The 23,660-nt window shown below is 69.7% G+C and carries 15 protein-coding genes; 10 read left to right on the top strand and 5 right to left on the bottom strand.

What is annotated here, in order from left to right; all coding sequences use genetic code 11:
• Both ACWDR4_RS46505 and ACWDR4_RS46500 read right to left on the bottom strand, forming a co-directional pair.
• A partial coding sequence (locus ACWDR4_RS46505) for a PHP domain-containing protein (protein ID WP_450417820.1) occupies window positions 1-190 on the bottom strand: 190 nt, incomplete at its 3' end.
• Between the two features lie 953 nt (window positions 191-1,143).
• On the bottom strand, window positions 1,144-1,959 hold the full coding sequence (locus ACWDR4_RS46500) for a tetratricopeptide repeat protein (protein ID WP_450417818.1): 816 nt from the start codon (window positions 1,957-1,959) through the stop codon (window positions 1,144-1,146).
• Window positions 1,960-2,001: 42 nt separating this feature from the next.
• Here ACWDR4_RS46500 and ACWDR4_RS46495 point away from each other — a divergent pair, with 42 nt between their 5' ends.
• The 6 genes from ACWDR4_RS46495 (at window position 2,002) to ACWDR4_RS46470 (ending at window position 6,165) form a co-directional block, all read left to right on the top strand.
• A complete protein-coding gene (locus tag ACWDR4_RS46495; RefSeq protein ID WP_307530522.1) occupies window positions 2,002-3,255 on the top strand; it encodes an IS256 family transposase in 1,254 nt (417 codons plus the stop codon).
• Window positions 3,252-3,749, top strand: coding sequence for an HAD domain-containing protein (locus ACWDR4_RS46490; RefSeq protein WP_307530520.1), 498 nt, complete (start codon window positions 3,252-3,254; stop codon window positions 3,747-3,749). The genes ACWDR4_RS46495 and ACWDR4_RS46490 overlap by 4 nt, the downstream gene beginning before the upstream one ends.
• Before the next feature lie 59 nt (window positions 3,750-3,808).
• Window positions 3,809-4,189 (top strand): HNH endonuclease family protein, encoded by a 381-nt coding sequence (locus tag ACWDR4_RS46485; protein ID WP_450417815.1) that lies wholly within the window; start codon window positions 3,809-3,811, stop codon window positions 4,187-4,189.
• Window positions 4,190-4,523: 334 nt separating this feature from the next.
• A complete protein-coding gene (locus ACWDR4_RS46480; RefSeq protein ID WP_450417813.1) occupies window positions 4,524-5,216 on the top strand; it encodes a hypothetical protein in 693 nt (230 codons plus the stop codon).
• On the top strand, window positions 5,213-5,872 hold the full coding sequence (locus ACWDR4_RS46475) for an alpha/beta fold hydrolase (RefSeq protein WP_450417811.1): 660 nt from the start codon (window positions 5,213-5,215) through the stop codon (window positions 5,870-5,872). The genes ACWDR4_RS46480 and ACWDR4_RS46475 overlap by 4 nt, the downstream gene beginning before the upstream one ends.
• A complete protein-coding gene (locus ACWDR4_RS46470; protein ID WP_450417809.1) occupies window positions 5,782-6,165 on the top strand; it encodes an alpha/beta hydrolase in 384 nt (127 codons plus the stop codon). Before ACWDR4_RS46475 ends, ACWDR4_RS46470 begins: the two co-directional genes overlap by 91 nt.
• Window positions 6,166-6,173: 8 nt before the next feature.
• Here ACWDR4_RS46470 and ACWDR4_RS46465 read toward each other — a convergent pair whose 3' ends face one another.
• On the bottom strand, window positions 6,174-9,950 hold the full coding sequence (locus tag ACWDR4_RS46465; RefSeq protein ID WP_450417807.1) for an nSTAND1 domain-containing NTPase: 3,777 nt from the start codon (window positions 9,948-9,950) through the stop codon (window positions 6,174-6,176).
• Window positions 9,951-10,352: 402 nt separating this feature from the next.
• Here ACWDR4_RS46465 and ACWDR4_RS46460 point away from each other — a divergent pair, with 402 nt between their 5' ends.
• Together ACWDR4_RS46460 and ACWDR4_RS46455 are read left to right on the top strand one after the other, a co-directional pair.
• Window positions 10,353-14,570 (top strand): LamG domain-containing protein, encoded by a 4,218-nt coding sequence (locus ACWDR4_RS46460; RefSeq protein WP_450417805.1) that lies wholly within the window; start codon window positions 10,353-10,355, stop codon window positions 14,568-14,570.
• Window positions 14,571-14,589: 19 nt separating this feature from the next.
• Entirely contained in the window at window positions 14,590-20,739 is a 6,150-nt protein-coding gene (locus ACWDR4_RS46455; RefSeq protein WP_450417801.1) for an RHS repeat-associated core domain-containing protein, read from the top strand.
• Window positions 20,740-20,750: 11 nt separating this feature from the next.
• On the opposite strand, the gene ACWDR4_RS46450 is transcribed toward ACWDR4_RS46455, so the two are convergent.
• Together ACWDR4_RS46450 and ACWDR4_RS46445 are read right to left on the bottom strand one after the other, a co-directional pair.
• Complete coding sequence (locus ACWDR4_RS46450; protein WP_450417799.1) at window positions 20,751-21,446, bottom strand: hypothetical protein; 696 nt, start codon at window positions 21,444-21,446, stop codon at window positions 20,751-20,753.
• A complete protein-coding gene (locus tag ACWDR4_RS46445) occupies window positions 21,383-21,730 on the bottom strand; it encodes a hypothetical protein (RefSeq protein WP_212670973.1) in 348 nt (115 codons plus the stop codon). The genes ACWDR4_RS46450 and ACWDR4_RS46445 overlap by 64 nt, the downstream gene beginning before the upstream one ends.
• A 262-nt stretch (window positions 21,731-21,992) precedes the next feature.
• On the opposite strand from ACWDR4_RS46445, the gene ACWDR4_RS46440 reads away from it, so the two are divergent.
• Together ACWDR4_RS46440 and ACWDR4_RS46435 are read left to right on the top strand one after the other, a co-directional pair.
• Window positions 21,993-23,246 (top strand): IS256 family transposase, encoded by a 1,254-nt coding sequence (locus ACWDR4_RS46440; RefSeq protein WP_351417564.1) that lies wholly within the window; start codon window positions 21,993-21,995, stop codon window positions 23,244-23,246.
• Between the two features lie 37 nt (window positions 23,247-23,283).
• Window positions 23,284-23,577 (top strand): hypothetical protein, encoded by a 294-nt coding sequence (locus tag ACWDR4_RS46435; protein WP_450417796.1) that lies wholly within the window; start codon window positions 23,284-23,286, stop codon window positions 23,575-23,577.
• Window positions 23,578-23,660 lie beyond the last annotated feature (83 nt).

The following is a 23,660-nucleotide window of genomic DNA, read 5'->3' as shown; positions in this document are numbered from 1 at the left end:
CGGCGGCCTTGGCGAAACGCACGACGCCGGCGACGGTGTCCCGGTCGGTCAGCGCGAGCGCCGACATCCCCCGCTCCGCAGCACGCCGTACGAGGACATCGGGCAGGGAGGCACCGTAACGGGCCGAATAACCGGACACGGTGTGCAAATGAGTAAAACCATCGCCCCGCACCTCCTGTCGCTCGCGCACCCCCTGCCCCGCCTGCACCTCCTCTGGGATCCACCCTACCCCGATATTCGAGCAGGTGTTCGATAGCGGCTCTGGAAGAGAAGGCACCGTGACGTCCAGCGGTAGACAGCCGTACACGCGGCAAGCCCGGCGGCTCCGCCAACGCGATGCCCGGGAAGCAGGAGACCGGTGTCCACGCCATGCGGCTGCGGGAACCGGACACGACCCTCGGACTGGATCGCCGGACTCGGCACCAGCACCGGCGAGCCGCTCCAGGTCCACGACGGCAAGTGCGGCACAACCGGCAGACGACACCACGCCCTCGATCGCGACGAAACACGCTGCTACACATCACCGACTTGGCCGCCCCGCGAAGCCGCCACGGCGTAGCCTCGAACATCCGTACCATCCGCCCGTTATCCTGCCGACTGGGCGACTTGCGATGATCGCCTAGAACAGGACCCTGCCGATGACCACGACTCCCCGCCGCCCATCAACGAGCCGGACCCGTCCGCACTGACCTGCCCCGGCGACCGTGTCGGTCTCTGCGCCGGGTGCCAGCGCAAAACTCACCGATACGGCTCGGGCGGGTGCCCGCTGTGCCAGTGGTGCATGACGCCGGCGATGGAGCGGTGGGGTCCGGGCGTGCGCTACACGAGCATCCGCGCCTAGCGACGAAGACCCGCGAGCACCACCGGGTCCAGAGCTCATCGAAGGAGCCTTGCACCGCACGCTGGTCCGGTACGCCGGCTCCCGCCGTCCGGCACATACCCGCATCGGACCACGACGGCGCGAGCCGCCCGTGCCGCCCGTGCCGCCCGTAGGGCCCCGGACGACGACTTCGCCTCCTCGGCTGAGGCAATCGACCCGGCCGCTGACAGGCGGACGACCGTTTCTTCTTAGAACCGGTCTTTGAACCTCGGATGCCGTGGCCAGCAGCGCTGAGAAACCAACACCGTGCCCGGCGGTGCGTGTTATCGCCCCTCAACTGACAGGGACGGTTGCAATGGAGATGTTGGTGTGCCGTCCGGGTCCAGGCCGTACGGCCACAGCTCGGCGATCACGCGGCGTGCTTCGCCGTAGTTGGCGGCCTGCTGGTGGAGGCCCTCGGCGCCGTCGCGGTCCCCTGCCACCTCCCGCATCACGGCCAGGCGGACCAGGGCGTCGGTGTGGCCGAGGTCGGCGGCCTGCCGGGCCAAGTCCTCGGCGCCGTCGCGGTCCCCGGCGTGTTCCCGCATCTCGGCTAGGTGGACCAGGGCGTGGGTGTCGCCGTGGTCGGCGGCCTGGCGGGCCAAGTCCTCGGCACCCTCCCGGTCCCCGGCCTCCTCCCGCATCACGGCCAGGTGGTACAGGGCGTAGGTGTGGCCGTGGTCGGCGGCCTGCCGGTAGAAGGCCTCGGCGCCGTCGCGGTCCCCGGCGCGTTCCCGCATCACGGCCAGGCGGTACAGGGCGTCGGTGTCGCCGAGGTCGGAGGCGCGTTGTAGAAGGTGGTGGCCACACTGCAGGCGATGGCGGTCTAGGGCCGCTTGGGTGAGATTGTTGAGGTCATCGGGGTGGGTGAGATGGGTGTGAGCGGCGTGCCAGAAGGTTGCAGGTGGGCACTGACCGCGGCGGGTGGAACGGCCGTGTTGTTCGAGGTAGTCGGCGAGCCGGAGCACGCCGCCTGTGGGCTGAGGGACGGTGGTGCTGGCCTCGGTGGAGCAATGCTCAAGACCTGTGGATCGGCCTCGGTAAGGGTGCCTCGCGGAACGCGGAGGGCGTACCTTCCCGAGTGATCGACTTCTGGTCATCGAGTATGCCCGCGTTGGCGCGCGGGTCGGGAAGGCACGCCTGTGCTCAGCGTAGTCAACAACGACGGAACCACCGAGACCGGCTTCCTGATGGACGACATCGTCCGCGAGGGCGCCCGGCGGATGCTCGCCGCGGCCCTGGAGGCCGAAGTCAACCAGTACATAGCCGAGTTGGCCGACCAGCGTGACGAAGCCGGTCGCCGGCTGGTGGTCCGCAACGGTCACCACCGTGAGCGCACTGTGACCACGGCCGCAGGCCCGGTCCCGGTGAAGGCGCCGCGCGTGAACGACAAGCGCGTCGACGCCGCCACGGGCGAGCGCGAGCGGTTCTCGTCGAAGATCCTGGCCCCCTGGTGCCGGAAGTCCCCGAAGATCAGCGAGGTCCTTCCCCTCCTCTACCTGCACGGACTGTCCTCCGGCGACTTCGTGCCCGCCATGGAGCAGTTCCTCGGCAGCTCGGCCGGGCTTTCGCCGGCCACCGTGACCCGGCTGACCAAGCAATGGAGCGATGACCACGCCGTCTTCCAAGCCCGCGACCTGTCGGAATCCGACTACGTCTACGTGTGGGCCGACGGCGTCCACCCCAAGATCCGCCTCGGCCAGGCCCGCTCCTGCGTCCTGGTCCTCATGGGAGTGCGCACCGACGGCCGCAAGGAACTCATCGCGCTCGCCGAAGGACTGCGCGAGTCCACCGAGTCCTGGGCCGACCTGCTACGTGACTGCCGGCGGCGCGGCATGCGGGCCCCCGAGCTCGTGGTCGGTGACGGCGCGATGGGCCTGTGGCGGGCTCTCACAGAGGTGTTTCCGCAGGCCAGGCATCAAAGGTGCTGGGTTCACAAAAGCCGGAACGTCGTCAACGCCCTGCCGAAGTCGGCCCAGCCCGGAGCGAAGAAGGCACTGCAGGAGATCTACAACGCCGAAGACCGCGACCACGCCGAGAAGGCCGTCAAGGACTTCGATCGCGCCTACGGCGCGAAGTGGCCCAAGGCGGTGAAGAAGGTCACCGACGAGGCCGATGAACTCCTGGCGTTCTACGACTTTCCCGCCGAACACTGGGTCCACCTCAGAACGACGAACCCGATCGAATCAACCTTCAGCACCGTCAAGTTGAGGACCCGGGTCACCCGCGGAGCTGGCAGCCCCGCAGCGGCCCTGGCCATGGTGTTCAAGCTCACCGAGTCCGCCCAGGCCCGCTGGCGCGCGATCACCGCACCCCATCTCGTCGCCCTCGTCCGCAACGGCGCCACATTCCACAACGGCTACCTCGTGGAGCGTCCCGAGGTGAGCGCAGCATGACCAGGCACGGGAACCGTCCACTGCTCTTCGTGGACGTCGACGGGCCGCTCCTGCCGTTCGGTGACGACCCGCAGCGCGATCTCACGGGCACCGCATCCAACTCGCACCTGGCGCGGCTCGACCCGCAGATCGGGCCGCGGCTCGCGGCGCTGCCGTGCGACCTAGTCTGGGCCACCACCTGGGAAGAAGAGGCCAATATCGAGCTGGCACCGAGACTCGGCCTGCCGCAGCTGCCGGTCGTGAACTGGCCAGAGCCCTCAGCCGCCCACGAACGCGAAGACCAGTGGTTCGGGCTCCACTGGAAGACCCGAACCCTCGTGGCGTGGGCGGACGGACGCCCGTTCGCCTGGGTCGACGACGAGATCACCGACGCCGACCGAGACTGGGTATCCATCCACCACCCCGCCCAGGCGATCCTCCATCGCGTCGCGTCGTCCCGAGGCCTCACCGACCAGGACTTCGTAGTCCTCGATGAATGGCTACAGCTGGCTTGAGGTTCTCCGCGCTGATCCACAGGATTTGACAGTTACTCCTGCAAAAAACCACCGGAGGAGTGTGGCACTCCTACTACGACGACACCCTCATCGAGGGCTCCGGCCCCGGCAGGATTGACATCGATCACCTGGTCCCGCTCGCCGAGGCCCACGACTCCGGCGCCTACGGCTGGACGACGGAGAAACGCCGCCGCTACGCCAACGATCTCGGAGCCGAAGTCAGCCTGATCGCCGTCAGCGCCCGCTCTAACCGGCAGAAATCGGACCAGGATCCCACCACATGGATGCCGATTCCGTCCGTGCACTGCCGGTACCTCGGCGAGTGGGTGGCGACGAAGAAGCGGTGGGGTCTGGCGGTCGACCCGGCTGAGCGTGAGGCTCTGCTGCGCTTCGCCGCCGACTGCCCGGACGCCACCCTCGCCTACGAGCCGGCGCCGTAGCCCGCACACGACTCGCTCGGTCGCTCAGCCGTCCCCGCGATCCTTCTTCGAGACCCGGTTTCCCGGGATGCGGGACTGCTGTGGCTTTCCCCATTCATCCGCTGCTCTGCTGCCTGCCGGTGTATCACCGGCGGGTAGCAGCCGTCTGGCCCCCGGGGCGTGCGGCAAACGGCGCCCAGTGAGCTGCCGCCGGGTTGTCAGCTCAGGCAGAAGCGCTGGCTGATCTTGTCGGCGTCATCCGACTGGATAAGCGTGAGGACGACGGTTACTGCCTTTGAAGGAGGAGTGACCAAAGACGCCTCTTGATGTTCGACGGGCCCCTACAGTCGCGCGGGTGAGTTACGTGAGCCTGCTGCGGCAACGTCCCGTCCTGGTCCTGTGGCTTGCTGAGACGCTGTCCGTCTTCGGCGACCGCTTCTTCACCCTTGCTCTGGCATGGACGGCCTGGCAGCGATCCGGCGCGGTCGCCATGGGCCTGGTCGTGGTGGTCGAGTCGGTGCCTCACCTGCTGATCGGCGTCTTCGGCCGGAAGCTGGTCGCGCGCTTCGCCTCCTTCCGCGCGCTTGCCGCAGTGGAGGCCGTGCAGGTCGTCATCGTGGGCGCGACGGGCACCGCCCTGGACCGGGCCGGGGCCCATTGCACGCGGATCACCGTCCCGCTGGACTACAGCCGCCCGACCGGCCCGACCACCCGGATCGCCCTCTCCCGGCTCCCGGCGTCCGACCGGGCGCACCGGATCGGCACCCTGGTCCTCAACCACGGCGGTCCGGCCGAGCCGACGCTCGGTATGCCACTGGAGACGCGGGCGTACATGGGCAAGGTGGCTGCCCGGTACGACCTGGTCGGGATCGATCCGCGGTTCGTGGGGCGCAGTACGCCGATCGACTGCGGCTGGCCGACCGGTATCTGGATCCGTTCCGCCGGGACCGGCCGGGCCGCGTTCGACCGCCAGGTCGCCTTCCAGCGGGAGCTGGCCGCAGGGTGCGTACGCCGCCACGGTGATGTACTGCCGTACTGCCGTACGTGACGACCCGCAACACCGCCCGGGACATGGACGTCGTCCGCGCGGTGCTGGGCGAGCGCCGGATCTCCTACCTCGGGTACTCCTACGGCGCGTATCTCGGCGCCGTGTACACGCAGTTGTTCCCGGGGCGCACCGACCGGGTGGTCCTCGACAGCGCCGGTGATCCGCGCCGCTGGAATCCGAGGCCGTGGGTGGGCAACGAGCCTGTGGTGGAGCGGGCGTTGGGCGCATGGGCGTCCTGGACGGCGGCCCGGGACCGGGAGTACGGGCTCGGGGCGAGCCGGGACGCCGTGCTCGCGACCGTCCACCGGATCGTCGGGGCGGCGTCGGAGCGGGCGTTGCGCGTCGGCTCGTACGACATCGACGAGCATCTGGTGCCGTATCTCTTCTGGAACGGTGTCGGCACCGACCGCGCCGCGGGCCGGGCCGCGTTCGCGCGCTCGGTGGCGGTGCTGGAGAAGGCGGCGCGGCGGATCGCCGTCGCGCCGACTCCGGAATTGGAGGGGAGCCTGCGGTTCGTGCTGGACGCCGCCAGTTCACACTACGGCAGCCCGGCCGCCGCGATCCTGTGCGGCGACGCGGCGGCCCCGCGCGACCCGGAGGCGACTGGCGCGACATCGAACGCGGCCGCGCCCGCCACCCCCTCTTCGGCCCGCTGACGAACAACATCTCCCCGTGCGCCTTCTGGCCCGATCCCCCGCGCGAGTCCCCGACCCGGATCGCCAACGCCTCGTCCGCGCTGATCGTCTCCGCGACCGGCGACACGGCGACCACATACCGGGGCAGCCGCGCGATGCACCGCCTGCTGACGGGTTCCCGGCTGCTCACCCTGGACGGGGTGATCGCCCATGGGGTGTACGGCGAGTACGGCGACGCCTGCGTGGACGGCACGGTGAACGCGTACCTGGCCTCGGGCAGGCTCCCGGCCGGGGACCCGACGTGCCGCAAATGAGGGTGTCGTCAACTGCCGCATGGGGGCCGGTACTTCCACTGCGGGAAGTACTGGCGCCATTCGGCGCGGGTGATCGTCGGGTGGGCGGTGGCGCAGATCCGTTCGGCGACGCGGTCGATGTCGGGGTCCCAGAGGAGGGCGGTCCAGTCCTCGCTGCCGGTGGCGAGGGTGCGGCCGTCGGGGCTGAAGGCGACGGTGTCGACCGGTTTGGTGTGGCCGGTCAGCAGCACCGGCTCCCGGGCCTCACCGCCGCCTGTCAGCCCGTACAGCCGCACCTTCCTGTCGGCGCTCGCAGCGGCCAGGGTACGGCCGTCGGGGGCGAAGGCGACGGACATGACGCCGTCGGTGTAGCCGGTGAGGCGGTCGCGGGCGAGGGGGTGGCGGAGGTCGGTGAGGTTCCAGAGGCGTACGGTGCGGTCCTCGCTGCCGGTGGCCAGGGTGCGGCCGTCGGGCGCGAACGTGACGGAGTCCACGGCACTGCTCCCCGGCAGGGCGGACAGCAGGCGTGGCTCGCTGACATCGGTCGTGCTCCAGAGGCGTACGGCGCCCTGCTCGCCGCCGGTGACGAGGATGCGCCCGTCGGGGCTGAACGCGAGCGTGTTGACGTGCCCGATGCGTGCGGGAACGGTACGCAGCAACCGGGGCCCCTTCCCCACGTCCCACAGCCGCAGCGTGCCGTCGGCGCTGGCGCTGGCCAGGGTGCGGCCGTCGGGGCTGAAGGCGACGGAGTTTACGGGCCCGGTGTGGCCGGTGAGCGGCGGGAGTTGGCGCGGCCGGTCCCGGTCGGCGAGGTCCCACAGGCGCACGGTGCTGTCGTAGCTGGCGGTGGCGAGGGTACGGCCGTCGGGGCTGAAGGCGACGGAGTAGAGCGAGCTGGTGTGGCCGGCGAGGGCTGGCCCGGGGAGATCCCAGAGCCGGGTGCTCTGGTCCTCGCTGCCGCTGGCCAGCGTGCGCCCCCGGGGCCCGAAGGCCAGCGCCCGCACACTGCCGGTGTGCCCGGTGAGCACGGCCGCCTCCCGCACGGAACTGTCACCGTCCACGTCCCACCGGCGTACGGTGCCGTCGGTACCCCCGGTGGCGAGCCGACGCCCGTCCGCGCTGAAGGCGACGGCGTTGACGGCATCGGTGTGCGTGGCGAGCGTCTGCGTCCGACGGGGCCGGTCGGGCCGACCCACGTCCCAGAGCCGCACGGTGAAGTCGGCTCCGCCGGTGGCGAGTTGGCGCCCACCGGGGGCGAACGCCATGGCGTTGACCTGGCCGGAGTGGGCGGTGGGGGTGGCGGGGGCGGTGGGGTCTGTAGCCCCGGTGGGGTCTGGTCGGCTGACCTGGTCGACCAAGCCCGCCTGCCCCGCCTGGTCTACCTGCCCCGCCTGCCCCGGCACCGTCGACAGTCGGCGCAGTCGCTCGCCCGACTCCGTCAGTTCCCAGAGCCGTATCGCCCCGTCGCCGTGCCCCGTGGCCAGCGTGCGGCCGTTGCCGTGGAACGCGGTCGCCGTGATGTCCGTGCCCGCGTCCAGCGTGGCGAGGCCGCGGGGGCTGCGGGGGTTCGTCAGCTGCCACACCCGGATGCCCGCGCGGGCGACGATCGCGAGGGTACGTGCGGCAGGGCCGACTCCGAAGCCGAATCCCACGCCGGCCACCGGACCGTCGCCGCCCGGCAGCCGTGCCGCGAGCCGGGGGCGGCGGGCGTCGCCGATGTCCCACACGCCCACCGTTCCGTCCTCGCCCCCGGCGGCCAGCAGCCGCGCGTCGGGGCTGACGGCGACCGTGCGTACGGAGCCGCCGAGGCGGCCCAGCGTGACCGGCCCGTCCGGGCGGTGCGGGTCCGGTACCCGGCGCAATCGCACCGTGCGGTCGGCGTCGCCGGTGACCAGGACGCGGCCGTCGGCTCCGAACGCCACCGCCGTGATGGCGCCAGACTGGCCGGTCAGCTGGGTGGCGTACGGCGTGGCGAAGGTGCTGAGGACGCTGCCGCGCGCCTCCGGGGTGGGTGACAACTTGTACGCGGCCAGGCTGAGTTGGGCGGCCAGGGCCGGGTTGACGCCGCGCAGTGCCGCCGCCCGTTCCGCCGCGCGCTGGGAGCCGACGACGTCGCGCTGCTGGTCGGCCGCCCGCTGGGCCCGTACGGCGAGGGCCGCCGTGGTCGTGGTCAGCACGAGCAGGACGCTCAGCAGCCCCACGCCGAGGCGCCGGAACCGGGCCCGGCGCCGCACCGCCGCGTGTTCCGCCGCCCGGGCGGCCAGACCGGCGTCCAGGAACTCTCGCTCCGGTACGGACATCGTCGTACGGTCGAGCCCGGCGGCGAGGGAGAGAGCGGTGCCCCGGTACAGGGCTCCGGGTTCGCGGCCCAGCGCCTCCCAGGCCTGGGCTGCGTCGGTGAGGCGGTGTGCGGTGCGGGTGGCCTCGCGGTCCTCTGTCAGCCAGCGGTGCAGTCGGGGCCAGCATCGGATCAGCGCCTCATGGGCGAGTTCGACGCGCTCGCGGTCGAGGGTGAGGAGGCGGGCGCCGGCGGCGAGGTCGAGTACGGCACGGATCTCGCCGTTGAGGTCACCGCCGGCACCGACCCCCTCCCCCTCCCCCGTCCCCGGCCCCTTCCCCGCCAGCCCGTCCAGTTCCTCCAGGCGGGCCGGGCGCCGGGTGTCCTCCGTGCCGTCGCCGAGGGCGGTCAGCCGTACGAACACCTGCCGGGCCAGCTGTTGCCGGCCCGGGTCCAGACCCTGGTAGAACTCCTCGGCGGTGCGTGCGAGGGCGCCCTCCAGACCGCCCGCCGCCTCGAAGGCGTCCCGGGTGAGCGCGTTGCCCCGGCGCCGCCGCCAGGTCTGCAGCAGGGCGTGCGACAGCAGCGGGAGTACGCCTGCCTGGCCGTGGGCCTGGGCGATGAGCGTGGCGAGCAGGGCGCCCTCGATGGTGAGTCCGGCGCGCTGGGCGGGCTGTACGACGGCTCGGCGCAGTTCGTCGAGGCTCATCGGCCCGACGGGCACCTGGGCGTCGCGCATGGCCTCGACGAGGGGCGCGTGGTGGGTGCAGTGGGCGTAGAAGTCGGCGCGTGCGCCCAGGGCTACGCGGCATCGGCCGCCGGGGTCCGAGGCGGCGAGGACGAGGGCCTCGATGAAACGGTCGCGTTCGGCGGGGTCCCGGCAGAGCGTGAAGACCTCCTCGAACTGGTCGACCACCAGCACGAGTTCACGGTCACTGGTGTCGTCGTCCCGGGCGTTGATCTGCCGTACGACGCGCCCCAGGTTCTCGGGGTCGTCCCGCAGTTCCCCGTACAGGGCGCCCGGCGCGAGCCCCGCCATCGCCCCGAGCCGCACGGCGCACTCCTCCAACGGCCGGGCCCCGGGCGTCAGTACGAGCACGGTCGCCCCCTCCGCCTCCCGCAGCCGCGGCACCAGCCCGGCCCGTAGGAGCGAGGACTTCCCCGACCCCGAAGCCCCGATCACCACCACGAACCGCTGCCGTTCCAGCCGCCCGGCCAGCTCCTCCAGGAGCCGCTCACGCCCGAAGAACCACTCGGAGTCCTGCTCCCGGAAGGACCGCAGCCCGGCGTACGGCGCAGCCGGCCCGCCGCCCTCGGGCTCCGCCCTCACCTCCCCGAGAGCCCCGGCGACCTCCCGCCACCGCTGCCCCCACTCCTCGGTGTCCCCGTCGCAGGCCCGTACGTACGCCAGCGTCACCGCGAGCGTCGGCAGCCGCTGCCCGGCGGCGGCCGAGGACAGGGTCGAGATCGAATAGTGCGCCTGCTCCGCGAGTCTCCGGTACGGCGGATTCCCCGCCTTCCGCCTCAACTGCCGCAACCCAGCGGCGAATTCGACTAACGGACCGTCCCCCGCGTCCAGCGGTCGCTCCCTGCGCGGCATGGCCGCACCTCCCCGATGGTCCCCGCAGCTCCCCGCGACTCCCCGTTCCCCCGTGTCACAGCTCGCACGGCGGGTCGCATTTTTCAGGAGTTGTTTGTTCGACACCAGGCTTCGAACACGAACAATCACCAACGGGCTACATCTGGGCAGATCCGATCCACAACCCGGGGGAAACAGATGCGGCGCACCGAGATCAGGACATTCCGCCCACACATGGGTGGGCAGTTGCGATCCGCCGATGCCATCCTTCTCCCGATCAGGGGTGCCGGTGGGGCGGGGCGAGGGCGGTGGGTGTTGGCAAGATCGCGGTACCGGGGTGTCGTTGCTGTCATGGTGGGGCTTTCGGTCCTGCTCACGGGGCTGGGCGCGGGTGGCCTGACCAGGGAGGGGACTGCTGACGCGGCAGCGCCGCCGCCCGTCTCGCCCACCAGCTCGGCGCCGATTCCGGCCGAACGCACTGCCCTGACCCGGGCCCGGGAGTCCGGGAAGCGGGTCGAGGTGGTGGCGAAGCGGACCGAGACGATGGAGGTCTACGCCGACCCCAAGGGCCACTTCACCGCAGTGCTGCACCCTGGCCCGGTCCGGGCGCGCCAAGACGGCAAGTGGGTGGCGATCGACACCACCCTGGTGCGGCGGCCGGACGGTTCGGTCGCCCCGCGTGCCGCGGCGGTGTCGCTGGCCTTCTCCAAGGGTGGTCAGGAGCCTTTGGTACGGCTCGGCCAGGGCGGGAAGCAGGTGGCGCTGGGCTGGCCGGACCCGTTGCCGGCACCGGTGCTCAAGGGCGACACCGCCACGTATCCGGAAGTGATGCCGGGCGTCGACCTCAAGCTCACCGCGGGGTCGGCGGGCTTCAGCGAGGTGCTGGTCGTCAAGACGCGCGCGGCCGCGAAGAACCCGGAGCTGCGCAAGGTGCGGTTCGGCGTGCAGACGAGCGGGCTCACCTTGAAGGCGGGCAAGGGCGGTGGCTCCGAGCTCGTCGACGCCAAGGGGAAGACCGTCTTTTCCTCGCCGGCTCCCGCGATGTGGGACGCGGCCTCGAACGAGGCGGTCGGCCGTTTCGAGATGGCCAAGAACGCGATCACCGTCATCCCGGACCGGAAACTGCTCACGGCCCCGGACACCAAGTTCCCGGTGTCGATCGACCCGGACTGGTGGGTCCCCTTCGGCGGCTGGGCCAAGGTCTTCTCGGGAAAGCTGGACTCCTCGTTCTGGCACGGCGGCGGGGACGTCGAGCCGCCCGGCAGATTCGGCGGGCAGAACCTCGGCAAGGTCGGCAAATGTTGGCTCGCCAGCGGTACGTGCAACGGCATCGGCGCGGCTCGTACGTTTGTGCAGTTCGACATCAGAGGCCTGCACGGCGCGCAGGTCGTGACCCCGAACGGGTTGTCCGGTGCGGAGTTCAACGCGCACGAGGTGTACGCCCCGGCCTGTGGCGGGGGCAGCAGGAGATTCGGGGTGAGCCTGGTCCATGCCAACCCGTTCGGCTCCGACCTCACCTGGCGTAACTCGCAGAAGGAATTTCCGGCTCCCATCGGCGGGACCCGCAGGGAGATGCACGGCTACGAGCCGGGCGGAGCATGCGGGCCGGCGAATATCGGCTGGGGCGTCGGCGACCAGGTGCGGTATTCCAACGGCCAGGGCGCGACCCACGTCGCGTTCGCGCTGATCGCCGAGGATGAGACCGAGGACTACAGCTGGAAGAAGTTCGACGCGTACTCGCTGCTGGTGCACTACAACTGGCCGCCCGACGTGCCGAAGAACTTCTCCTGGTCGGCGGGGAGCTTCTCGCGTCCGTGCAGCACGGATGTGAACAACCCGGACTATGCCAGCAACGCGTCCGGGCCGATCATCTTGCGGGCGACCGGCACCGACCGGGACGACGACAACCTGTGGATGCGGTTCGAGCGGTGGACCCGGCATGGATCCATGCACGAGCCGCCGAACGCCCCTGGGCCGCTGGTCAATGGTTCGGAGTTCACCGACGTCATCCCGCAGGGGACCTTCCAGCACGGGTTCCAGCTCTCATGGCGGGCACGGGCCGGCGACAACTGGGGTCCCAGCCTGTTCGGGCCGCAGACAGGCACCGGGATGTGCCAGCTCGACATCGACAACGAAAAGCCCGGGAGGCCGTCGGCCACGCCGCCCTCCGAGTCGACCGTGGGTGCGCCGGCCGAGTTCACGGTCAAGGCCAATGACCCCGATGTGGTCGAGTTCCGGTACGGCCTGGCACAGGGCGGCAGCCAATGCCGTACGACCCGCAGCGTGCCCGCGGAAGATCTGGGTGGTGAGGCCTCGTTCAAGGTGACGCCGATGAAGGCGGCGGACTGGGACATCTGGGTGACGGCCGTCGACCGGGCCGGCAATGTGAGCTCGGACTGCGAGCGCCATACGCTGAAGGTGGCGAAGGGCGCGAGCCCAGTGGCGCAGTGGGCGCTGGACGGTCGCTGGACCGATGCCGGCGTGACCGACCCGATGGGCGGTCACAACGGCACGGTCGCCCTCGGGCCCACACGCTGGACAAAGGGCCGGGCTGGGGACGCGCTGCACTTCACCGGCGCCAGCGACTCCTATGTCGCGCCCGGCGGTGGGCCCGCGGTGGCCACGAACGGGAGCTTCTCGGTGTCGGCATGGGTGAAGCTGGACCAGGCGAACGGTGTCACCCGTACCGCGGTCTCCCAGGTGGGCGACCGGATGTCCGCGTTCTCGCTGGGGTACATCGGCGAGGTCAACCGCTTCGGCTTCCGGATGGCGTCCAAGGCCACCGACGACGCCGAGCTGATCACCGTGACATCGCTCAAGGTCGCCCAAGTCGGCGTGTGGACCCATCTCGCGGGCGTCTACGACGTCCCCACCCAAACGATGACCCTGTACGTCAACGGTCTACGCCAATACAACGTCACCGCCGTGGTGACTACACCGTGGGAATCCAGCTCGGTCCAGATCGGCCGCGGTAAATGGCGGGGGACCTTCGGGGACAACTGGGCCGGCGACATCGACGAGGTGCAGATCTATGACCGGGCGCTCAGCGACCTGACCTTCCTCGATCCGGGGGAGGACACGCCGCGCAGCGAGGTCGATCGCCTGGCCGGGACGCCGGTCGAGGAGGCGTACTACCCGCTGGACGAAGGCTCGGGCGGCAGCGCGGGCGACGCCTCGGGGAACTACCGCACCGTCGGCCTGAGCAACGCGAGCTGGGTCACGGGCAAGGTCGGCGGCGGGGCGGTGCGGTTCGCGGACGGGACCGGTGCCGGGCTGACCGCCCAGCCGGTGGTGGCGCGCACCGACACCAGCTTCACGGTCGCCGCGCGGGTCAGACCCGATGTGCTGGACGACACGGCGCGCACCGTGGTGAGCCAGGACGGCGGCCAGCACAGCGGGTTCTTCCTCCAGCGCCGCAAGGTCGGCAGCGACCACAAGTGGTCCTTCCACCTGGTCACCGCACCGGACCAGACCAACCCGACCCCGCTGTCGGTGGACGCTGCCGGGTCCGGGACGGTGCCGGTCCAGGGGGAGTGGGTGGCGATCGCCGCCGTTCATGACGCGCAGACGGGCGAGATCCGCATCTACGTCAACGGGCACTTGGCCGGGACCAAGGCGGTCGGCACGCAGAACTCGAACGTGACGGGCCCGCTGGTCATCGGCCGGGGGAGGTGGAACGGCCAGCCGGCGGGGAACTGGATGGGATCGATCGACGAGGTCCACGTCTATAACGGCGTGCTGGCGGACCGGGAGATCGCCGAGCTCAGCGCCCAGACGGAGCCGCAGCCCCCGTCGGCCTTCGCGGGCGCCTTCGGGCAGTTCGCCGGGCATGACGGCAGGCGCTACACCGGCCCTGGTCCGGTGCCGCCGGGGTACTACTTCGAGGGCACGCGCGGGTTCAGCGCACCGGAGGGCGCGCCGGACACCCGGCCGGTCTACTCCTGCCGCTATGGCGGAGGGTTCTTCCTCGACCACGCGGCCAACTGCGCAGGATATGAGGTTCTCGGCACCGCAGGGCGGGTTTACATAAACCCGCCCGAGGGCGTTCCCACATTGCCGGTCTACCGGTGCGTGGTGATTGCAAGCGGGGACCACTACCTGTCCCATAGCGACGCCTGTGAGAGCACGCCGGACAAGGTGCGTACCGAGTTCCTTTTCGGATACGTACGAACGCTCACGCCGCTCATCCGCTATCGCGGGCCGGACGGGGAGCGCTGGACCAGCGCGCACGCGCAATTCCTGCCATCCGGCTATAAGACCGAGAAGGTGCTGGGCTACGTGTCGCTACGGAGCATCGAAGGCGGCCCACCGCAGCTGAAGCTGTGTGAGGACAGCCGCTCCGACGTGTTCGACGAGTTCGTGTCCACGGACGTCGCATGCGAAGGCCAGAACGACATGGGTGCCTGGCCCAGCGGCCACCTGTGGTCTGAGCCACCCGACGGCATGGAGAGCCAACAGCTGTACGCATGCCGCAGCGAGGGCGCCGAGTGGTTCGAGTCCCTCGACCCGTTCTGCGAGGGGAGCGCCGACTTCGGCCGCCCGCTCGGCTACGTGATCACCCGCCCCTGACGGACCTGAGGAAGTCGCCATGATCATGCGTCGTTTCATAGCTTCGGGTACCGCAGTGACCCTGGTGGTCGGGCTGGTCGCGGGCATCCAGTCGCCTGCGGGCGCGGACGAGAGCTGGCCGCCGATCAAGCCGGACCGCGCGCACCTGGTGGACACCGCCAAGGTGCCCGTCAAGGCACCGCCGCCCGACAAGGTGGCCGAGGCCGTGGCCAAGTGGAAGCCGGCTGCGTCGTGGCCCGCCGCGGGGAAGGCGGAGGTGACGCCACCGGCGGCGGCGACCCAATTCGGGGCGCGGCGGGTCCGGGCCAAGGCGCTACCGGTATGGGTCGGTGCCGCCAGCGGATCGGTCTTGCTGGGCGGTGCCGGGAAGTCGGCCACACCACCCACGGTCCAGGTGGAGATGATCGATCACCCAAGCGCGAAGAGGCGGAGCGTCGACGGGCTCATGCTGAAGCTGAGCCGTACCGACGGGAAGACCGAACCCGGCAAGGTGTCCCTGACCGTCGACTACTCGTCCTTCCGGCACGCCTATGGCGGTGACTGGGCGGCCCGGCTGCGCCTGGTCGAGGTCCCCAACAACGGGTCGGCGGGGAAGGTCCTGACGACGACCAACGACGTCGAGGCCGGGACGGCGACCGCGGACGTGACGGTGGCCAGGGCGGGTTCGACCTTCGCGCTCACCGCCGCCCCGAACGGGGAGACGGGCGACTACAAGGCGACGTCGCTGTCGCCCTCGGGTTCGTGGGCGGTGTCGACGCAGTCCGGCGACTTCACCTACTCGTATCCGCTGAAGGTGCCCGCCGCCCCCGGCGGCCTGGAGCCGGACCTGTCGCTGTCGTACTCCTCCGGGTCCGTGGACGGCCAGACGGCCGCGACGAACAACCAGGCCTCGGCGATGGGCCTGGGCTGGGACATGTGGCCGGGCTCGATCGAGCGCTCCTACATGGGCTGCGCCGACGACATCACCGACCCGCTCAAGAGGACCGGGGACCTGTGCTGGGAGACCGACAACGCGTCGCTGAGCCTTGACGGGCGCTCCTCGCGGCTCGTGTACGCAGGCGGCAACAGGTGGCGGCCGGAGAAGGACGACGGGAGCCGGATCGAGCGGCTGACCGGGGTGGACAACGGCGACAAGGGCGGCAGCGAGGGAGTCGGCGAGCACTGGAAGCTCACCACGACCGATGGCACCCAGTATTTCTTCGGCCAGACCAAGACGTCGGCGTGGGCGGTGCCGGTGTTCGGCAACGAGGACGGCGAGCCGTGTAAGCAGGCCACGTTCGACGCGTCGTGGTGCGACCAGGCCTACCGGTGGAACCTGGACAAGGTCATCGACACCCACGGCAACACGATCACGTACTCGTACACGCCGGAGACGAACAACTACGGTCGCAACCTCAGCGGGGCGAAGACGACCCGGTACGTCCGCGGCGGGATCCTGGACCGCATCGAGTACGGCGGAAGAAACGGGGAGCATCCGGCCGCCCAGGTGGTCCTGGACCACGCCGAGCGCGGCGGCCCGGACGTTCCGTCCGACCAGGCGTGCGCAGACGGGCAGAACTGCGGGACGAAGTTCTCCCCGACGTTCTGGTCGACCAAGCGGCTTTCCACCATCACCACGCAGGTGTGGAACGGCAGCGCCTACAAGGACGTCGACCGGTGGACGTTCGAGCACAGCTACCCGCCCAACACCGACAACACCACGCCGTCGCTGTGGCTGCACGGCATCACCCACACCGGGCTCGCGTCCGGGGACAACATCGTCGGCCAGGCCATCGAGCTGCCGAAGGTCACCTTCAGCGGGACTCAGCTGCCGAACCGGCTGAACTCCGACACCGACGGCCTGCTGCCGATGAACAAGTGGCGGATCAACCAGATCAACAACGAGTCCGGCGGCACCGTCTCGGTCTACTACGACGGCACCGACTGCTCGCCGACCTCGCCCCCGGCCGCGCAGGGCAACACCAAGCGCTGCTTCCCCGCGATCTGGACACCGGACGGCGACATCCAGCGCAACGACTGGATGAACAAGTACCGCGTCCAGTCGGTCGCGCTCCAGGACCGGGTCGGCGGGCAGCAGACCGAGACGACCAGCTACGAGTACGTCGGCGGTACCGCCTGGAAGTACGACGACAACCCGCTGGTCCCGGCCGCGCGCCGGACGTGGAGCCAATACCGCGGCTACGAGAAGGTGCGCGTCCTGAGCGGAGACCCGACGAAGGTCACGCAGTCGTCGACGCTGCACCAGTACTTCCGCGGAATGGGCGGCGACCCGATCACCGACTCCCAGGGTGCGACCTGGCCCGACGATGACCAGCTGTCCGGCTTCCAGCGCGAGCAGATCACCTACGAGGGGGCTGGGGGGCCGGTGGTCTCCAGCGTGATCAACGATCCGTTGAAGCGCGATCCGACGGCCATCCACGGCACGCTGAAGTCCCATGTCGTCGAGGTCGAGAAGACGACCACCCGGACGACCCTGAAGCCCGGAGGCCTGCGCACCACCGAGGTCACCACCAAGTACAACGCCGAGGGCCTGCCTATCGAGGTGAACGACCTCGGCGATGTCGACGTGGCGACCGACAATCGGTGCGTCACCACCCGCTACGCCCGCAACGAGACGTCGTGGCAGCTCGAGCTGGTGTCGGAGGAGTGGACCGACGCCGTCGCCTGCGGCACCACGCCTTCGTACCCCCGCGACGCCGTTTCCCATAACCGTACGTACTATGACGGCGGCGCCCTCGGAGCGGCACCGACGGCCGGTGACGCGACGAAGGTCGAGGAGCTCAAGGCGTACGTCGACGGCGAGGCCACTTACATCCCCAAGACCAGGTCCACCTTCGACGGCTACGGCCGGGTTCTGGAAGCCGTCGACCCGCTGAACCGCAAGACCACCACCAGCTACTCGCCGCAGACCGGTCTGCCGACGTCCACGACGGCGACCAACCCGATGGACGTGGCCAACCTGTCGGACGACCATGTCACGACGACCACGCTCGACCCTGTGCTGGGCCGGCCGGTGAAGGTCGCCGATCCCAATGGCCGGCGCACGGATCTGACGTACGACGCGCTGGGCCGGCTGGTGGGAGTGTGGAAGCCCGGCCGCAGCAAGGACAGCGGCGACAGCCCGAACACCCGCTACGCCTACGGAGTCCGCCCCGACGGGCCGAGCTGGGTGTCCACGGAGGTCCTCAAGCCGAACGGCAACACCCAGACGGGCTACGAGTTGTTCGACGGCTTCCTGCGCTCTCGCCAGAAGCAGGCGGTGGGACCCGGGCCAGCCGGTCAGGGGCCGTTGCGAGTGCTCACCGACACGCTGTACGACTCCCGCGGGCTGGCTGTCCAGGCCAACGGACCCTACGCCGACACCGGAACACCTGGCACCACGCTCGCAGGCGTTGATGACACCAAGGTGCCCGCTATGACCCGTACGACCTTCGACGGGGCAGAGCGACCCACCGTGACGGCCGTGCACTCCCTCGGCACCGAGCTCCACAAGACGACGACGGCGTACTTCGGCGACCGCACCGAGACGACTCCGCCTGAGGGCGGCACGCCGGTCACCACCTACACCGATGCCAGAGGCCAGCTCAGCGAGCAGCGCCAGTTCTATGCCGCGGCCACTCCGACCGGCGACCACAACAAGACCCGCTACACCTACACCAACACTGGCGAGATCGAAACGATCACGGATGCCGCGGGCAGCACGTGGCGCTACACCTATGACCTGCTCGGCCGGCAGGTGGGCATCTCCGACCCGGACAAGGGCCAGAGCACCAAGACCTACGATGACGCCGGGCAGCTCACCTCGACGAAGGACGCACGTGGCAAAACCCTCGGCTACCGGCACGACGCTCTCGGCCGCAAGATCGAGGAACGCCTTGAGACGGCCAACGGCCCGAAGGTGCTGGCGAACTGGACATACGACACCCTCTTCAAGGGACAGCTCACCTCGTCGACTCGCTATGTCGGCACCGAGAAATACACAACGGCGATCACCGGATATGACGCCGCCTACCGACCCACCGGCAAGACGCTCACCTTGCCCTCCAGCCTGTCCCCGCTGAACATCAGCCTTACCACCAAGTCGACGTACAAGGTCGACGGCAGCCCGGCTACTGTCACCCTGCCCGCATTGCCCGGTGTCGCAGAGGAGACCCTCACCTACGGCTACGACAGCCTTGGCCTTCCCTTCGAGATGAAGGCCAACAGCGGCTTCAAGTACGTGTACGACACCGCCTACTCGGAATTCGGCGAACTGTCCCAGATCCAGTTCGGTGACCTACCGGCATCAGGCCAGACAGCCCAGCAGGTCGCACAGACCTTCTACTACAAGCAGGGCACCCGGTGGCTCGACCGGGCTGTCGTCCAGCGTCAGGGCGGCCAGCCGGGCAGCGTGCAGGATCTGAACTACATCTACGACAAGGCGGGCAACGTCACCTCGGTCGCCGACCGGCCGGAGATCGGCACCGCCGACGTGCAGTGCTTCACCTACGACGGGCTCCGGCGCCTCAGCGACGCCTGGACCACCACCGCCGCCACCTGTGGCTCACCGGGCAACAGCGGCGGCGGACCGGCGCCGTACTGGACGAGCTACACCTACGACGCCGTCGGCAACCGGCTCTCCGCGACCCAGCACGGCGTTGGCTCGGGAGCCGCCGCGACGGCCACCACCAGCCGCTACAACTACCCGGACGACGACGAGGAACAGCCCAACACGGTTTCCTCGATCACCGCAGGCGGGACCGCGGTGACCGCCGCGGGCGCCTACGACTACGACGAGACCGGCAACATGACCACCCGGCCCGGGCCATCGGGGACCCAGACCCTGACCTGGAGCCCGCAAGGCAAGCTCGAGACCATCACCTCGGGCTCGGTCACGACCACGAACAGCTACGACGCCGATCAGGGCCTGATCGCCAGCACGGACACCGGCGCCACCACCGTCTATTTCGGCGGCGACGAGATCCGCTACGACAAGACCACCCGCCGATCCGCCAGCACCCGCCACTACACGTTCTCGGGTCGCACGATCGCCGTCCGCGATGCCGGCGGGCTCAAGTGGCTCAGCCCCGACCACCACGGCACGGACGGGGTCATCGTCAACGCCGCCGACTCCGCGACGGCCCTGCGCCGCAGCGACCCCTTCGGCAACCCTCGCGGCACCCAGCCCGCCTGGACGGGCTCCCGCGGCTTCGTCGGCGGCACCGAACTGCCCTCGGGCCTCACCCAGCTCGGCGTCCGCCAATACGACCCGAACCTCGGCCGCTTCCTCTCCGTCGACCCCGTTCTGGATCCCAAGGATCCGCAGCAGCTCAACGCGTACGCCTACGCCATCAACAACCCCACCACCATGACCGACCCGGATGGTCTGAAGTACTTCATCGATCTCGATGGCAGCGATGCCGCACCGAGCCGTTCGGCCGCCAAGACCATGGGCTACTACAACTGGAAGATGGCCATCTACAAGGCCTCGATGAGGGTATGGAAACGACGGTGCCCGCCTTTCGGCAGCTTTGGCTGTATTCTCAACAAGCCCAGGAAGCCGAACCTCTTTGATCCGAGGGACATCAACCCGCGCTACGTCAAGCCCAAGGCGAAGCCCACGTCCAAGCCAGAGTCCAAGTCCAAGCCCGCCGAGCCCGTACAATTCGATCGGCCTATCGTCACGGAGGATTTGAACAACTCCGACGCCAAGGGCTCGACGTCCATCTGTCCATCGGTGGCGATTGCCGCCGGTTACGGTGCCGGGGCCAACGCCTGCCTCTCGATGGACTCCAACGGCTTCACCTTCAACGCCGGTGTGAAGCAATTCGGCACGGAAGGCGCCTTCGCCGCCGCGGACATCGGTCTCATGTACAACAGTGGCTCCGCGGACCAGATCAACGGTGGAAGCGGCACATACGCCCAGGCGTCCCTCGGCGGCCACCTCGGCGGCGGGGGCACCCTGGCGGCAGGTGTGGAGCGCAGCTTCGACGGCGAGCTCGCCTCGTACGCACAGGCTTCCCTAGGTATTGGTCTCGGTGCCGCGGTGGGAGAAGCCGGCGTGACACACGGCGTGAACTCCGGCTATTTCAAGTGGCCGTGGGTCGACCACGTCAACGTCCGCGTCGTCGACCTCCCCTATCGGAACCCGCTCGCCCCGAAGACTTCGGGCTGGGATCGATTCTCGTAGCCGAGCCGCCGTCAGCGGGTCTTGCGGTAGAGGACGGCGTGGGAGATGCCGAAGACGGGGCGGATGGAGGCGGCGATCGTGCCGTGGTCGTTGATGTCGACGACCTCGCCTTGGGTGGTGATGCCCTTGGCGGCGAGGTCGGTCCAGCGGCCTCGCTGCCACAGGGCCGGGTGGACCTGGCCGTTGGCGAGCTGTGACTCGGCCAGGATCTGGTTCCGGTCGTTGATCGCCACGAGCCGGGTGGTCGACCCGCCCAGGGTGCCCAGGTCGGTCAGTTTGCGCTTGCGCCAGAGCGTGCCGCGTTCGGAGCGGTCGGCGGAGAGCGTCCAGCCGATGGTCCAGCCCCGGTTGTTGATGCCGTAGGTGTTGCTGCGGTCGAACGCCCGGGCGCCCAGGTCGGTGACCTTGCCCTTGTGCCACCGGGCCGCGTGGAACCCGGTGGCGCCGTGCAGCCTGCCGCCGGCGACCTGGCCGCGGTTGTTGATGCCCGAGGCGTCGTCCAGCGGGAGCTTGCGCATGCGTCCCTTGGACCACAGGAAGGCCTTCCTGCGGCCGTCCTTGGTCGTGCTCAGGCCGACGACCTGGCCCCGGTCGTTCATCGCGGTGGGGAAGCTGGACGGGCCGCCCAGTGTGCGGAGGTTGATCAGCTTGCCGGCCCGCCAGAGGTAGGCGGTGTTCTCGCCGTCGACCCTGCCTGCTGGTACCACTCGTTGCCCTCGCGCCGTAGCCGCCGCTCAGTCCGGGTGAGCGACGGGTCCGCCGACGCGGAGTTGATGGTCTCCTGCTCGCGCAGCCCGCCGATCAGGAGCGACCACAGGTTCTCCACCACGTTCTCGGAGAACCCCGCGTCCGTCATCAGCGCGCGGTACACGGACCACTCCGGGTGCGCGGTCGGGTCGTCGGTGTGAGGCCGGTCGGCCGCGTTCGGTCCAGGGAACTTCCGCTGTACGACCGTCCCCCGCGCCCTCGTCCGGCCGATCACTCGGGCCATCGCGGCGTTCCCGGCGGCCCCCTGCAGACTCCGCGCCCATGCCACGGGGGACCCGGACCGGTCGCTCACCTGGGGTTTCGTCACGTGGGCGGTGCCGGTGCGGCCCTCGTCCTCTGTCCGGTGCGGCAGCTCGGGGAGCAATGCTCAGGACTTGTGGATCAGCTCCTCTGGAGGACGCGCGAAGGGCGTACCTTCCCGAGTGAGTGATCGTCAAGTCACCGAGTAGGCCCGCGCTGCGAACGCGGGTCGGGAAGGCACGCCCGTGCTCAGCGTAGTCAATGAAGACGGCACCACCGAGTCCGGTTCTGTGATCGACGAGATCGTCCGCGAGGGTGCTCGGCGGATGCCGGCCGCCGCTCTGGAGGCGGAGGTGGACCAGTACATAGCCGAGCTCGCCGGGCAGCGTGACGAGGCCGGTCGCCGACTGGTGGTCCGCAACGGCCGGCACCGGCCGCGGACCGTGACCACGGCTGCTGGGCCGGTTGAGGTGGCCGCCCCGCGCGTGAACGACAAGCGGGTCGACGAGACGACGGGTGAACGTCAGCGGTTCTCCTCGAAGATCCTGGCGCCGTGGTGCCGGAAGTCCCCGAAGATCAGCGAGGTGCTGCCGCTGCTCTATCTCCACGGCCTGTCGTCGGGCGACTTCGTGCCCGCGATGGAACAGTTCCTGGGCTCCTCGGCCGGGCTGTCGCCGGCCACGGTGACCCGGCTGACGCAGCAGTGGGCCGCCGACCACGCCGAGTTCCAGCGCCGTGACCTGGCCGAATCCGACTACATCTACGTCTGGGCCGACGGCGTCCACCCCAAGGTTCGCCTCGGCCAGGCCCACTCCTGCGTCCTGGTCCTGATGGGCGTGCGCCTGGACGGCACCAAGGAGCTGATCGCGCTGGCCGAGGGCCTGCGGGAGTCGACGGAGTCGTGGGCCGACCTGCTGCGGGACTGCCGCCGCCGGGGCATGCGCGATCCGGCCCTCGTCGTGGGCGACGGTGCGATGGGCCTGTGGAGGGCGCTGGCGGAGGTGTTTCCGCAGGCCAGGCACCAGAGGTGTTGGGTTCACAAAACAAGGAACGTCTCGAACGCGCTGCCGAAGTCCGCGCAGCCCGGCGCGAAGAAGGCTCTGCAGGAGATCTACAACGCCGAGGACCGTGCGCACGCCGAGAAGGCGGTCACCGCGTTCGAGAAGGCGTACGGGGCGAAGTTCCCCAAGGCCGTCAAGAAGATCACCGGCGAGGTCGACGAGCTGCTGGCGTTCTACGACTTCCCCGCCGAGCACTGGGTCCATCTGAGGACGACGAATCCGATCGAGTCGACCTTCTCCACCGTGAAGCTTCGGACCAAGGTCACCCGCGGCGCCGGCAGCCCGGCCGCAGCCCTCGCGATGGTCTTCAAACTCGTTGAGTCCGCCCAGGCCCGCTGGCGAGCGGTCACCGCACCGCACCTCGTCGCCCTCGTTCGAGCCGGCGCCCGCTTCGAGAACGGCCTCCTCGTCGAACGAGACGAGACCCTCGCAGCGTGATCCACCTCAACTGATCCACAGGTATTGACAATTACTCTTGACTGACCGTCTGGCGGGGAAGACCGAGCCGGAGCCCCTGTGGGATGAGGGCGTGCCGGACCACATCGACGTGCCCATCCGTGACTGGCTGTACGAGGTGCTGCGCGCGTACGACATGGCGACACCTGTCGCCGTGCGGCTGAAGCTGCATTCCCGGTTCCTCAAGAGCCGCGACCCGTATGCCGAGCTGGCCAATCTGGACGACCGGATGAACCCGATGCTGCGCCTGGAGGTCATCGACGCCACGCTGGGCTGTGTGCAGCAGGCGCTGCAGGGAGCAGTGGCTTTGTAGGTGAGTCTTGAGGCCAGTTGTGGGTGGGTTCTGACTCCAGTGATGTCGGTGGGCAGTTGATGTCGGTGAGTTCTGACTCCACT

It is taken from the genome of Streptomyces sp. NPDC000878, assembly GCF_053599695.1.
Note: the sequence above shows the minus strand (reverse complement) of the source record. Positions and strands in the feature narration are given on the sequence as shown.

Excerpts from the sequence above, each read along its gene's own strand:
- ACWDR4_RS46500 (WP_450417818.1), bottom strand. The coding sequence starts at position 1,959 with ATGACCAGAAGTCGATCACTCGGGAAGGTACGCCCTCCGCGTTCCGCG.
- ACWDR4_RS46490 (WP_307530520.1), top strand. The coding sequence starts at position 3,252 with ATGACCAGGCACGGGAACCGTCCACTGCTCTTCGTGGACGTCGACGGG.
- ACWDR4_RS46460 (WP_450417805.1), top strand. The coding sequence starts at position 10,353 with ATGGTGGGGCTTTCGGTCCTGCTCACGGGGCTGGGCGCGGGTGGCCTG.
- ACWDR4_RS46455 (WP_450417801.1), top strand. The coding sequence starts at position 14,590 with ATGATCATGCGTCGTTTCATAGCTTCGGGTACCGCAGTGACCCTGGTG.
- ACWDR4_RS46445 (WP_212670973.1), bottom strand. The coding sequence starts at position 21,730 with ATGGCCCGAGTGATCGGCCGGACGAGGGCGCGGGGGACGGTCGTACAG.